General features: G+C 73.0%; 7 protein-coding genes. 6 read left to right on the top strand and 1 reads right to left on the bottom strand.

Annotated elements, in window-relative coordinates; translation table 11 throughout:
- Positions 1 to 141: 141 nt before the first annotated feature.
- The 6 genes from WMF26_RS15730 (at position 142) to WMF26_RS15705 (ending at position 9,299) form a co-directional block, all read left to right on the top strand.
- Entirely contained in the window at positions 142 to 1,794 is a 1,653-nt protein-coding gene (locus WMF26_RS15730) for an FAD-dependent oxidoreductase (RefSeq protein ID WP_438000980.1), read from the top strand.
- Between the two features lie 122 nt (positions 1,795 to 1,916).
- Positions 1,917 to 2,954 (top strand): hypothetical protein, encoded by a 1,038-nt coding sequence (locus WMF26_RS15725; protein WP_438000979.1) that lies wholly within the window; start codon positions 1,917 to 1,919, stop codon positions 2,952 to 2,954.
- Positions 2,955 to 2,971: 17 nt separating this feature from the next.
- The gene (locus tag WMF26_RS15720) at positions 2,972 to 4,414 is read left to right on the top strand and encodes a hypothetical protein (RefSeq protein WP_438000978.1); all 1,443 of its coding nucleotides are present in this window, start codon (positions 2,972 to 2,974) and stop codon (positions 4,412 to 4,414) included.
- Between the two features lie 31 nt (positions 4,415 to 4,445).
- On the top strand, positions 4,446 to 6,149 hold the full coding sequence (locus WMF26_RS15715) for a thrombospondin type 3 repeat-containing protein (RefSeq protein WP_438000977.1): 1,704 nt from the start codon (positions 4,446 to 4,448) through the stop codon (positions 6,147 to 6,149).
- A gap of 471 nt (positions 6,150 to 6,620) precedes the next feature.
- Complete coding sequence (locus WMF26_RS15710) at positions 6,621 to 7,709, top strand: hypothetical protein (protein WP_438000976.1); 1,089 nt, start codon at positions 6,621 to 6,623, stop codon at positions 7,707 to 7,709.
- Positions 7,710 to 7,952: 243 nt separating this feature from the next.
- Entirely contained in the window at positions 7,953 to 9,299 is a 1,347-nt protein-coding gene (locus WMF26_RS15705) for a hypothetical protein (protein ID WP_438000975.1), read from the top strand.
- Between the two features lie 41 nt (positions 9,300 to 9,340).
- On the opposite strand, the gene WMF26_RS15700 is transcribed toward WMF26_RS15705, so the two are convergent.
- Complete coding sequence (locus WMF26_RS15700) at positions 9,341 to 13,618, bottom strand: hypothetical protein (protein WP_438000974.1); 4,278 nt, start codon at positions 13,616 to 13,618, stop codon at positions 9,341 to 9,343.
- Position 13,619 lies beyond the last annotated feature (1 nt).

Here is a 13,619-nt window from a genome sequence, read left to right as displayed (position 1 = left end):
CCGGACGCCTTCTTCACCGCGCCTCCCGGGGGGCAGAGCGACACCGCGCCTCGCGCGAGGCGGGCGAGACGATCGATTGACGATGGATGACCGAGACCGAGCGCCGGGATGCAGCCCTCGGCGTCCACACGCGGAGCGTTTATGACGGAGCGAGCCTACGATAAGAACACCGTCTGGACCCACGCCGTCCTCCCTCCCATGGCCCCCCTCGCGACCGATCACACGGCGGACGTGTGCGTGGTGGGCGCCGGGATCGCCGGGCTGACGACGGCCTATCTCCTCGCCAAGGCGGGCAAGCGCGTCATCGTCCTCGACAACGGCGCGGTCGGCGGGGGCGAGTCGGGCTTCACGACCGCGCACATCACCCACGCGCTCGACCGGCGCTGGGCCTCGCTCGCGAAGCTCCACAACGTGAGCCACCTGCGGCTCGCCGCGCGCAGCCACACGATGGCCATCGACACGATCGAGCGCATCGTCAAGGAAGAGGAGATCGACTGCGACTTCCGGCGCGTCCACGGCTATCTCTTCGCGGCCCCGGGGTCGCCCCCGATGACGCTCCGCGACGAGATCCAGGCCGCGCACCGCGCCGGGCTGGGCTCGGTCCATTACGTCGACCGGGCGCCGCTCGTCGATTTCGACACGGGGCCCGCGGTCTGTTTCCCCGATCAGGCGCAGTTTCATATCCGCAGGTACCTCGCGGGGCTATCGCGTGCGATCGAGCGCGACGGCGGCAAGCTCTACACGCTGGCGCACGTGGTCGACGTGGACGAGGGCGCGGCGCCGCACAAGGTCGTCGTCAAGACCGCGCGGGGCCTCCAGGTGGTCGCGAACGAGGCCGTGCTCGCCACGAACTCCCCGTTCATCCCGCGCATCAGCGTGCACATGAAGCAGGCCGGATACCGGACCTACGTCATCGGCCTGCGCGTGCCCCGGGACGCCGTCGCGCCGGGCCTCTACTGGGACACGGCCGATCCGTTTCATTACGTCCGCGTGGCGAACGTCGACGGCGCGGACGGCCCGGACCAGGTGCTCATCGTGGGCGGAGAGGACCACAAGACGGGCCAGGCCAGCGACGCAGACCAGCGGTACGCGCGGCTCGAGGCGTGGGCGAGGGAGCGCTTCGCGCAGGCCGGCGAGGTGCTGCACCGCTGGTCCGGCGAGGTGATGGAGACGGTCGACGGGCTCGCCTACATCGGCCGCGTCAAGCGGGACTCGAGGATCCTGATCTCCACGGGCGACTGCGGCAACGGCATGACGCACGGGACCATCGCCGGGCTAGTGATCTCGGATCTCGTTCAGGGCCGGGAGAACCGGATGGCGTCGCTCTTCGATCCCACGCGCGTCAACCTGAGCGCGGCCGCCGTCTCGGAGTACGTGAAGGAGAACGTCAATGTCGCCTGCCAGTACGCCTCGTGGCTCGGCAAGGGCGATGTCGGCGACGTGGCGCAGATCGCGCCGGGCAGCGGCGCCGTCGTGCGCAGGGGCCTCAAGAAGCTCGCCGTCTACCGCGACCCGCAGGGGCAGATCCACGAGATGTCGGCCATGTGCACCCACCTCGGCGGCATCGTGTCGTGGAACCCGGCGGAGCGCAGCTGGGACTGCCGCTGTCACGGCGCCCGGTTCGACGCCATGGGCCGCGTCCTGCGCGGCCCGGCCACGGCCGATCTCGCGCCGGTCGCGCCGAGCGAGGCGCCCGCCGGCGCCGGAGAATCGGTGACGCCGAAGGGTACGCCCGAGGTCGTCGCCGTCCCGGTGTCGGCCGTGAGCCTGCCCCAGAGTCGCCCGGCCACCTGATCGGCGAGCGCCATGCGCGCTTGCGCGCGACGCGCCGCGTGAGGGCGCAGTTGACCCCCGCGCGAGCCGCGTGCGATCATGACCGGGTGGTCCGGGAGGGTTCCCGGCGGCTTGGTGATGAGATGAATTTCCTGCGCCCTCGTGCCCCGCGCGCCGCGGGCATCGCCTTGGCTGTCCTCTCGGTCGCCGTGGCGCTCCCGGCGCGGGCCGAGCCCTCGGCGGCCGATCGACAGACCGCGCGGACGCTCCTCATCGAGGGGCGCAAGAAGCGCGACGCGGGGGACGTGTCGGCCGCCCGCGCGGATTTCCAGGCCGCCCACGCGCTCGTCCGCGCCCCCACGACGGGGCTCGATCTGGCGCGCGCGGACGAGGCGCTGGGCCACCTGCTCGAGGCCCGGGAGACGGCGTACGAGGTCGTCCACCTGCCCCTCGGGAAGGACGAGCCCGCGGCGTTCACGCAGGCGCGGGCAGCGGCCGCGGCGCTTGTCGAGCAGCTCGACGCGCGCATCCCGTCGCTCGTGCTGCGCGTCGAGGGCGCGTCGCTGGACCAGATCGAGGCGCGGGTGGACGGCCAGCCGATCCCCCGCGCGGCGCTCCCGTACCCCCGCAAGCTCAACCCCGGTCGCCACGAGGTGGTGGTGGCGGCGCCCGGCTTCCAGACCGAGCGGCGCGAGGTCGCGCTGAAGGAGGCGGAGCGCGCGCCGGTGGAGGTCCGCATCGCCCTCGTCCCGGGACACGGTCCCGCGGCCGAGGCCAGCGCCCCAGGCCAGCCGCCGCCCGAGAGCGCGCCCGCGGAGCCTCGCGCGCCCGTGCCGCTGTGGGCGTGGGCGGCGGGCGGCGTCGGGCTCGCGGCGCTCGCGGGGAGCGTGGCGTTCGCGGTCGACCACGCGGCCGCGCGCGATCGGGTCGAGCGGGACTGCCCCGGGTCCGTGTGCGATCGGCGCGCGTACGACCTCGAGAGCATGGAGGCGCTCCGGGCGCGGTGGAACCGGAGCCTCGGGCTGTCGGTGACGCTCGGCGCGATCGGCGTCGCCGGCGTCGGCGCGGCGCTCGGCGGCATCCTCCTGCGGCCCAGGACGGGCGACGAGCGGGCGGCCGCGTCGCTCGTGCCGCTCGTGACCCCCACGGCGCGGGGCGTGGTGTGGCAGGGGGCGTTCTGATGATGGCGCGACCTTTCATGGCGGCTTCGGCCGCGGCGGCGCTCGGCTGCGTGGCGCTCTGCGGCGCGGGGCTCGGCTGCGCGCCGGAGCTCAGCCTCTCGGCCGCGACGACGGGCTCGGGCGGCGCCGGGGGCGCGGGCGGCGCGGGGGGCGGCGGCGCGCCGCCGGCGGGCGGCGAGGTGCAGTGGGCGCGCGCGCTCGGGGGCGACGGGGAGCAGGCCGGGGCGAGCGTGGCGGTCGCGGACGACCGCAGCGCGGCGCTCCTCGGCCGGCTCACGGCGGCGGAGGGCGTGGCCCTCGACGACGAGCGCGTGACGCCGATCGGCGTGGAGAACGTCTTCTGGGCGCGGCTCTCGGCGAGCGACGGGGCGGGGCTCGGGCTGAAGCGCTTCGGAGCGTTCGACCCGCAGATCGTGAACGCGGTCGCGCCGGACGGGAACGAGGGCCTCCTCGTGGCGGGGGAGTTCTCGGGCAAGCTGGAGTTCGGCGGCGCGCCGCGGACGAGCGCCGGCGGGCGGGACGGCTACGTCGCGCGGCTCGACGCCGAGGGGCGGGAGCTGTGGCTGCAGCCGCTCGGGGGCGTCGGCTTCCAGGCGGCGACGGGCGTGGCGGCGATCGCGGCGGGGCGCCTCGTCGTGGCCGGCCGCTTCTCGGGCGCGCTGAGCGTCGGCGAGGACCGGCTCCAGAGCGCCGGCGGCAGCGACGTGTTCGTGGCGAGCTTCGACGCCGACGGGACGCCGCTCTGGAGCGCGCGGTTCGGCGACGGCTTCGATCAGCAGGCCCGCGCCGTGGCGATGGACGAGCGCGGCAACGCGATCGTGGTCGGGGACTTCGCCGGGACGCTCGATCTGGGCGGCGATCCGCTGGAGAGCGCCGGGGATCTCGACGTGTTCGTGGCGAGCTTCGACGCGCTCGGCAAGCACCGCTGGAGCAAGCGCTTCGGCGACGCGGGGCTGCAGCGGGCCAGGGCCGTGGCGGTGGACGGCGCGGGCAACGTGATCGTGGGCGGGGAGCTCAGCGGGGCGATCGACCTCGGCGGGGGGCCGCGGGTGGCCGGAGAGCGGCCGGCGGTGTTCGTGGCGAAGCTCGATGCGAAGGGCGGGCACCTCTACAGCCGGGTCATCGGCGAGCAGGGCGCGACGCTGGGGCAGCTGCTCGTCGACGGGACGGGGGACGTGCTCGTGGCGGGGGGGTTCCGGGGCGAGGCGTCGCTCGCTGCGGGGCCCGTGAGGAGCGCGGGCGGCGACGACGTGTTCGTGGCCAAGCTCGATCCGGAGGGCGGCTTCCGGTGGAGCCACCGCTTCGGCGGGGCGGGCGCGGACCGGGCGACGGGGGTTGCCATCGACCGGGAGCGGCAGGTGTTCGTCACGGGGGCGTTCACCGGGACGGTGGAGTTCGGGGAGAAGCGGCTCGAGGGCGGCGAGGGCACGGACGTGTTCGTGACCAAGCTGTCGCCGTGAAGCGGCGGTCGCCGCGAAGGATGGAGGCGCGATGATGCGTGCGGGGAAAAAGGGCGTGCGGTCGCGCGGGCGGCGGTTGGCGATGGGGCTCGCGGCGGGGGTGATCGGGGTGATGCTGCCGGTCGCGGGGTGGGCGCAGGAAACGGACAGCGATGCGGATGGGATTCCGGACACGATTGACAACTGTGATTTTATCGCAAACTCGGACCAGCGGAACACCGATGGTGACAACGTCGGCGACGCCTGCGACCCCGACGATGACAACGACCACATTAATGATTTCGAAGACAACTGTCCTCTCGATGTAAACATAGGTCAAGAAAACTCCGACGGTGACGATTTCGGGGATCTTTGTGACGAGGACGACGACAACGACGGTGATCGCGATGACAGCGACAATTGCCCCTTTGACCACAACCCGGATCAGCTGAACCTCGACGGGGACGAGCTCGGCGACGCCTGTGACCCCGACTTCGACGGCGACGGCGTCCCCAACGACGCCGACAACTGCGAGAGCCTGCAAAACCCAGATCAGACGGACTCCGATGGAGACGGCATCGGAGATCCCTGTGACGACAACACCTCTGCGCCAGACGACGACGGCGACGGTGTAGCCAACGAGGTCGACAACTGTCCCAGCGTGGTCAACCCGCGCCAGGAGGACCGGGACGACGACAAGCTCGGCGACGTCTGCGACAACTGCCCCGTGACGCAGAATCCGAACCAGGAGGACAGCGACGGCGACGGCGTGGGCGACTTCTGCGAGCCCGACTTCGACGCCGACGGCGACGGGCTCGTCAACGCCGAGGACAACTGCCCTGCGGAGCGGAACCCGGATCAAACGAACACGGATGGCGACAGCCTGGGAGACGCCTGCGATCCGGACAGCGACGACGACGGCGTGCTCGACGGGGAGGACAACTGCCCCCTCGCGTCGAACATCTTCCAGGAAGATACGGACCGCGACGGCACCGGCGACGCCTGCGAGGACGACGACGACAACGACGGCATCGCGGACGAGCGCGACAACTGCCCCTTCGTGTCGAACCAGGACCAGGCCGACAGCGACGCCGACGGCCGCGGCGACGCCTGCGACCTCGGCGCGGACGCCGACGCCGACGCCGACGGCATCCCGAACGAGGCCGACAACTGCCCGGAGGTCCCGAACCCCGATCAGACGGACGCGGACGATGACGGCACGGGCAACGCCTGCGAGGACACCGACGGCGACGGCCTGACCGACGCGGCGGACAACTGCGACGAGGAGCCGAATCCCGAGCAGACCGACAGCGACGGCGACGGGCAGGGCGACGCCTGCGACGACGACGACGACGGCGACGGCGTGCCCGACGAGGCGGACAACTGCGACGCGGTCCCGAACGCCGACCAGGCCGACAGCGACGGCGACGATCAGGGCGATGCCTGCGATGTCGACGACGAGGACGACGACAACGACGGCGTCCAGGACGGCGACGACAACTGCCCGCTGGCGGCCAACGCGGACCAAGCGGACACCGACGCCGACGGGATCGGCGACGTTTGCGACGGAAACGGCGGCGGCGCGGGCGGCGGCGGGACGGGCGGCGGCGGGCAGACCCCGGAGCCGGAGGTCTCGTCGGGCCTGGTCTGCGCGATGCAGCGAGGCGAGGGCGGCGGCGCGCTCGTCGGCCTTGCGGCGTTCCTCGCGGGCGCGCTCGGCCTGGGCTCCCGCCGGCGTCGCGGCCGCGCGGCGTGATCGCCGCCGCGCGCGGCGCTGCGGCGCAGCGGTCGTGAAGGGCTGCCGGCGCGCGGCAGCACGGTCAGCCGGACGTGAGGGCGGTCGGCGTCGAATTAGACCAAGACCATAGCGTTCGATCCTATCCCGGTTGGATGAGAGAGGGACCCACCGAGGCACAGAGGCGCAGAGGAGAGGACAGAGAAACTCTGTGTCCTCTGTGCCTCGGTGGGTCCCAATTCCTCCTCATCGCACGACCAGGAAGAACGAACGACGCGAGCGCTCGCTCGGTGGCTGCCTGGGAATTGCCGCAAGCACGGGGTGGGTCATGACCCCACGACGGTTCCGGGCGGGCTCGGCCGCCTCTCCGATCCGAGCATTTTTCTGAGCCGTGGCTGCGCGGCGATGTAACTGCTCCGACTGAACGCGCCGGCACGCTCGCTCCGCAGCCGCGCTGCGGGTGGGTCGTCTGGAGCCACCTTTGGAGACACCATGCGCCTAGCTCTCCCGCTCTCTCTTTCGTTGCTGACCACCCTGTTCGGGCTCACGTTCGGCGCCGGCTGTAGCGATGGCGTCGTCGATGGCGCCGCCCCGTCCGGCGGCGCGGGCGCGGGCGACAGCGGCGGCGGCGCCGCGAGCGGCGGCAGCGCCAGCGGCGGGGGCAGCGGCGGCGGCAGCGCCAGCGGCGGCGGCGGCGGGGCCGGGGCGGGCACCGGCGGCGCGGGCGGCGGCGTCATCCCGACCCCGACGACCACCGTCACGTGCCAGGGCAAGATGTACCAGTGCGGGGATCTCGTCGACAACGACGGGGATGGGCTCCTCGACGCGCAGGACCCGGACTGCCTCGGCGCGTGCGACAACACCGAGGACAGCTACTACGGCGGGATCCCCGGGCAGGCAGGGCCGGCGTGCACCGTCGATTGCTACTTCGACCAGGACTCCGGGTCCGGCAACGACGATTGCCACTGGAACCATCAATGCGATCCGAACGAGGTCGCGCCCGACTATCACCCCGAGTCGATCAACGGGACGATGTGCGCGTACGACCCAGCGGCATCGACGCCGGGCGCCCAGGGCAGGAGCTGCAGCCAGCTCAAGATGGAGCAGTCCGATGCCTGCCACGATGTCTGCGGTCCGCTCACGCCGAACGGCTGCGACTGCTTCGGCTGCTGCGAGCTGCCCGCGGGCAGCGGCCTCTACGTCTGGCTCGGCTCCGACGCCGACGGCACCGGCCAAGGCTCGTGCTCGCGCGACGGCATCTCCGACCCGAGCCGCTGCGAGCCGTGCACGCCCGTGGACGCCTGCCTCAACGATTGCGGCCGCTGCGAGCTGTGCCTCGGCAAGGACACGCTGCCCGCCGACTGCTTCGAGACCGGCACCGGCGCCGGCGGCGGAGGGACCGGCGGCGGCGCGGCCGGCAGCGGCGGCGACGGGGCCGGCGGCGGCGCCGCAGGGAGCGGCGGCGGCGACCCGGGCGGCCAGTGCGCGCCGGGAGTCCAGCCGTGCGGGCTCGCCGGCCAGGAGCCTTGTACCGCCGATTACTACTGCATCACGGGCTGCTGCCAGCCCATCGTGAAGTAGCACCGATAAGCGCGAGCTCTCCCTGGATTCCAGGCCAGGGAGGGAGCCCTGAAGAGCGCTGAAGACACGGAGGTTTGTTACAACTCTCCTCTGTGCCCACAGCGCCTCCGTGGTGTATTGCGTCCGTGCGAGGTGGAGACGAGCTTGGGGGGGACGCAGCGCTGACCGCCCGCGAGCTGAGACATTGTGTCTGCGGCGACGAAACATCGTTTGAAAGGAGACGAGTCGATGAGGATGCGCTCGATGGCTGTTGGGATGCTCTGCGCCTCGCTGGGGATGGGGTGTGGCGGCGACGACGAGGATCAGCCGAAGCGCTGCTCGGTGGCCGAGCAGACGGGGTGCACCGCGCCGCAGGTGTGCGAGGAGGTGGAGGGCGCCGAGCCCGCCTGCTTCGATCCGGTGACCCTGAAGGGCCGCGTCTACGACTCGCTCGACGACAAGGGCATCGCCGGCGCGCGCGTGCTCGCCCGGGACGCGAACGACGCCGTGATCTCCCGGGTCGCCGTCACCGGCGCCGACGGCAGCTACGAGCTCGCGGTGCCCGCGCGGCGCGACGCCAGCGGGGCGCCGGTCGAGACCGTCGTCACGCTGCGCGCCGACGCGCTCGCTTACGAGACCTTCCCGAAGGCGCCGCGGGTCGCGTTGCCCATCGACCTCTCGACCGCGTCGGGCAAGCCGCTCGGGATCGCGTCGGCGGCCACCGAGGTCGCGCTGTTGCCGCTGCCCGACAGCGACGGGCTCGGCTCCATCTCCGGGGTCGTCCGCGCCGACCAGCCCGGCGGGACGCTGCTCGTCGCGGGCGGCGCCACCGGCGCGGCCGATCTCGACGGCAGCTACACGATCTTCAACGTGCCCGCGGGCGAGGTCACGGTGAAGGGCTACGGCGCCGGCCTCGCGCTCGACACGGCGAGCGCGACCGTCGGCGCGGGCAAGGAGACGGCCGGCGTGGATCTGCACGAGACCGGAGCGGCCACGGCGGTCGTGAGCGGCAAGGTCGAGATCGTGAACGCGCCCGGCGGGAGCGCGACCTCGGTCATCCTGGTCGTGGCCGATACGTTCGACGAGATGACCGCCCGCGGCGAGACGCCGCGCGGGCTCCGGCAGGGCGACGTGACCGGCGAGTTCTCGATCGACGGGGTGCCCGACGGCGAGTACGTCATCCTCGCCGCCTTCGAGAACGACGCGCTCGTGCGGGATCCCGACACGTCGATCGGCGGGACCGAGATCGTGCGCATCAAGGTCTCCGGCGAGGATCTGCCGGTGCAGGAGTCGTTCAAGGTGACGGGCGCGCTCGCCGTCGCCTCGCCCGGCGCGAGCTCGCTCGAGGAGGTGAGCGGGACACCGACGTTCGTCTTCGAGGACGACTCCAGCGAAGATCTCTACGAGGTGACGCTGTTCGACGCGCTCGGGGCGAAGATCTGGGAGAACCTCGAGGTGCCCAGGGTGTCGGGGAGCGAGAACGTCTCTGTCGAGTACGACGGTCCGGCGCTGATGCCTGGGATGATCTACCAGTTCAGGGCCACCTCGAAGAAGGGCGGTACGCCCATCTCGCAGACCGAGGACCTGAAGGGCGTCTTCCTCTACCGGTGATCGAGCATCCGCGCTCGGGCCGGCGCGCGCCGACGCCGCCGTCAATCGCGGCGGGCGCGGCGGGCGCGGCGCGCGCTGCCGAGCGCGAGGAGGAGACCGTAGAGCGCGAGCGCGCGGGACGGGCCCGGCGCGCGCCCTGCCTCGCCGCCCACGGCGGCGACCGCGCAGTTGATGTTGATGTTGAAGCAGCAGCTGCATTCGTCTGAGGGCGCTCCTCCGCCGGCGTGATCCCCTCCCCCTGCCCCGCCTGCCGCCTCCCGGCCTCCGCCGGCGCCGCCGCCAGCTCCGCTCGCCGCGGCGCCGCCCTCCCCGGCAGCCCCCTCGCCCCCGGCTGCGGCCGTGCCGCCACCCCCCTCTCCTGCGCTGCCAGCGCCGCCGACGGCGCCCCCGCCGCTCGCATCGCCCCCCTGCCCTGCGCCGCCGCCCTCGCCCGCTCCGCCGCCCTCGCCTGCGCCACCGCTCGCTCCTGCGCCGCCCCCCTGCCCTGCGCCGCCGCCCTCGCCTGCACCGCCGCCGCCGCTCGCTCCTGCGCCGCCTCCGCTCGCTCCTGCGCCGCCGCCCGCGTCGCCCCCCTGCCCTGCGTCACCGCCCTCGCCTGCGCCGCCGCCCGCCGCGTCGCGCCCACCGCCGACATTGCCGCCGCCCGAGCCGCCCCCGGCGCCCGCGCCGGAGGCGCCCGGATCCGAGATCGGTAGATTGCGGCAGCCGAAGCGAGGGTGGCACTCGTCCGTGGTCGTTGGATCCCCATCGTCGCAGTCGAGGGGGATGTCGCCCACGCAAGCCCCCTGGAAGCACAGCTCGATGCCGTTGCAGACGTCGAAATCGTCGCAGAGGTCCCCGTCCGGCAGGGTCACGTCCGCCGGGCAGCGCCCTGCGCCGTCGCAGTACTCCCCGGGATCGCAGGGCGAGCTCGAAACGCGGCAGAGCAGCGTCGTGGGCTCGGCGGTGCACCGCGCCGAGCAGCAGTCCCCGTCGAGCCGGTTGCCGTCGTCGCACGACTCGCCCCGCCCGAGCACGCCGTCTCCGCAGATCGCGGGCCGCACCGTGAAGACCGTCGGATCGGCCGCGCCGGCGAACAGGGGCTCGTCGGTCAGCACGCTCGACTCGTTGACCCCATCCGAGTCGGCGTCGAAGAAGAGCTTCCCCTGGTTCCTCACGACGAGCCCCTCGGTGCGAGGCCGGAGCGTCGCTTCTATCGTGATGAACATCCACTCCCCGGGCGCGATGACGCCGTCCCAGCCGATCGTGTTGGTGGCGGGATCGGACGTGATCGCGCCCTCCTCCGCGACCGCGCCCTCGAGCAGGAGCTCCGGCGGGAGCACATCCACGAACTCGAACCCCGCGTTGTCGGGCTGCGCGCGACCGCCCTTGTTGTTGATGAGCAACGCATAGGAGACGTCGTCGCCGGCTTTGCGCTCGCTGAGCACGGTCAGGTAGGCGATCAGGCGCGTCGGCACGGAGACGTTCGTCTTCGCCACGCCCTGGTTGTTCTCCGGCGCCGGATCGTGCTCTCGCGCGGTGACCTTCGCCGTGCTGTCGATCTCGAGGGCGACCGCGGGCGGCGTGAGCGCGGGCGCGGTCAGGGTGACCGCGATCGACGAGCTCTCCAGCGCCGCGAGCGACGCGCGCCGGCACACGAGCCCCTCGGTGGCCAGCCTGCACGTCCAGTCGGTCCCAGAGGCGCCGACGAAGCTCGCCCCGGGCGGCAGGACGTACGTCACGACCACGTCGCTCGCGTCGCCCGGCCCCTGGTTGGAGACGCCGATCGTCGCGACGAACTGCGCGCCGGGCGACACGGGATCCGGCGCGTCGGTCAGCGTGAGCGCCAGATCCGCCCCGCAGGCCCCGGTCGCGACCGGCACCGCCGCGAGCACGACGTTGTCGATCGCGACGCCGCACGGCCCGGGGCGCCCGATATCCGTGCAGACGAGGGTATCGTCCTGCGTGTAGTCGAACCGGAGCTGGACGGTCCGCCCGACCAGCCCCGCGCCAGGGAAGCGGATCGACACGCGCTTGCTCCCGCCGGAGCTCCCCGACCAGACCGACTGATCGCCGAAGTATCCCGGGTCGTCCCTGGCGGGAAGGTGCTTGGGGAAATGGTGGCTCGCGCCCGTCAAGATCTGCTCGGCGAACGCCTCGGCCAGGACCGCGCGCGGCGCGGCGCCGGCCGTGAGATCCTCCACGCGCAAGGTCAGCCCGTCGAACGCCTCGACGAGCCGTTGCGGATCGTCCTCCAGCTCGTAGGTGAGATCGAAGTCGAGCGTGACGTGCGATTCCCCGGAGCGCTCCGGGATCGTCACCGCGGGAGACACCAGCGCGACGTGCGACGTCGCCGGCTCCTCATCGTGAAACGCGGCGTTGTTGCCGGACGTCAGCGTCTGCGCGACGATCCACGGCGACGCGGAGGCCGCCCCGCCCTCGCGCACCGACTGCCAGCCCGACGGGAGCGCGGGCGGGCTCGCGGCGTCGAAATCCTCCTCAAGGAGGATCTCCGCGTCGCCGGGCACGCCCGTTTCGAGCTGGATGGGCAGCTCGATCGTGCCCTGCGCGGAGCTCACCGTGAGCGTCAGATCGATCGGCGCGCCAGGGGTGAAGTCCCGCGCCGTGACGACGAGGAACGGCGCGTCGCTCGCGGCGACGCGGAGCGGCTCGATGTCGGGGTAGGTCGCGCTCGCCCGCGCGACCGTCACGGCGGGCGTCTCCGTCTCGAGCGTGGCCGTGATCCCGGAGACGGTGGTGCTGCCCGAGACGGGGTTCGCGACGTAGTTCTCGAGGTAGACGCCGACCTCGATGAGCTCCCCAGGATCGACGCGCTCGTTCGCGAGCGCGCCGCACGCCGTGTCCGCGATCCGGGTGCGCGCGGCGCGCAGCGGCGGGACGCGCGCGAACTCGTCGAGGGCGTCGAGGTGGACGTTCGGCGCGATCATGGAGGTCGACGTCGGCTGTCCCTCATCGAACCGCGGCTTTTCGGCCGTCATGCCGAAGACGCTGTAGAGCTCGCCGGCGAGCGCCACGCCGCCGATGCGATCGCCCAGGTTCGGCCGGGAGACGTCGTTGCCGTGGCCCGCGTGAAAGGGGTGGTCCGAGATCGGCCCAGGGGGGCTGAAGGAGGCGCCTTGATCGCTCGACGCGGTGTGCATGATCTCGGTCAGATCGCCCGTGCCGGCGACATCCTGGTCGTAGTAGACGACGTGCGCGGTGCCCGTCGTTCGGTCGACGGCGACGAAGGGGAAGAGCTGGGCCCGGTCGCGCCCGGGATCGCTGTTGAGGAGGACGGCGTCGCCGGCGGCGCACTCCTCCGTGAAGGAGCGCAGGGCGATGTCGCCCGTCCCCCGGTCGCCGCTCCGCGGATAGACCACGTAGACGCGGCCCGTGGCCTGGTCGACGTCGATCGACGGGGAGCTCCTCGCGTGGTCCACGCCGAGGACCTGGTCTTCCGGGGGGTAGCCGGCCGCGTCGAGGAGGACGAGCGGTTCCCAGGTGGCGCCGCCGTCGGTCGAGCGGCGGCATCCGATGTTGCGCAGCGAGGTCCCCGGCTCGATGGAGCGGAAGACGGCATAGACGATGGACTCTCGATCCACGGCCCCGGCGAGGATGCGCGCGCTCGGCCCGTCGAGGTCGCCGCCGGCCGGCGCCTGCGCGAGCACGGCCGCGGGCGACCAGGTCTGGCCGAGATCGTCGGAGTGGCTGTAGAGGATCCTGGGCGACGCGCCGCCGCGCTGGACCCAGGTGACGGACAGGCGCCCGGTCGCCGCGTCGACGTCGATGGAGGCCTGCTCGGCGCCCTCCCCCGCGACGAACGCGGGAGCGACCTCCACCGGCGCGGACCACGAGGTCCCGGCCGCGCTGCCGGGGCTCGATCCGTGGATGCAGAGGCCCTGGACGCCGTCGGCGGGGCGAACGTAGGTGGAGGCGCTGATGAACACGTCGCGGCTCGGATCGTGGACGACGCGGGGGTCGCCGAGCACCTGTCCGCCTGGGGCCGAGGGCAGCCCGCGCTCGCCGCTCGGGTCGAGCACCTCGTCGAAGGACCTCCCCCGATCGGTGGAGCGCGCGACGCCGGACAGGCGGATCGGGCTCGCGAGCGCGCCGCGCGGATCGGTGTAGGTCACGACGAGGATGCTCGCGTCCGCGTTCGCGGCGATCGCCGCCTGGCTCTGGGGGCCGAGCGCGTCGGGCGCGTGCACGTCGCGGTCCTCGCCCGCGGCGATCGCGAGCCGAGCTGCGGCGGGCGCCGCCGGTTCGTCGCTGCCGCAACCCGCGCCGGCGGCGAGCAATCCCCCGCCGAGCCACAAAGCGATCCTGCGTCGCGCGCGCATA

The sequence above is a fragment of the Sorangium sp. So ce185 genome (assembly GCF_051526825.1).
Classification (GTDB): domain Bacteria; phylum Myxococcota_A; class Polyangia; order Polyangiales; family Polyangiaceae; genus Sorangium; species Sorangium cellulosum_D.
Note: the sequence above shows the minus strand (reverse complement) of the source record. Positions and strands in the feature narration are given on the sequence as shown.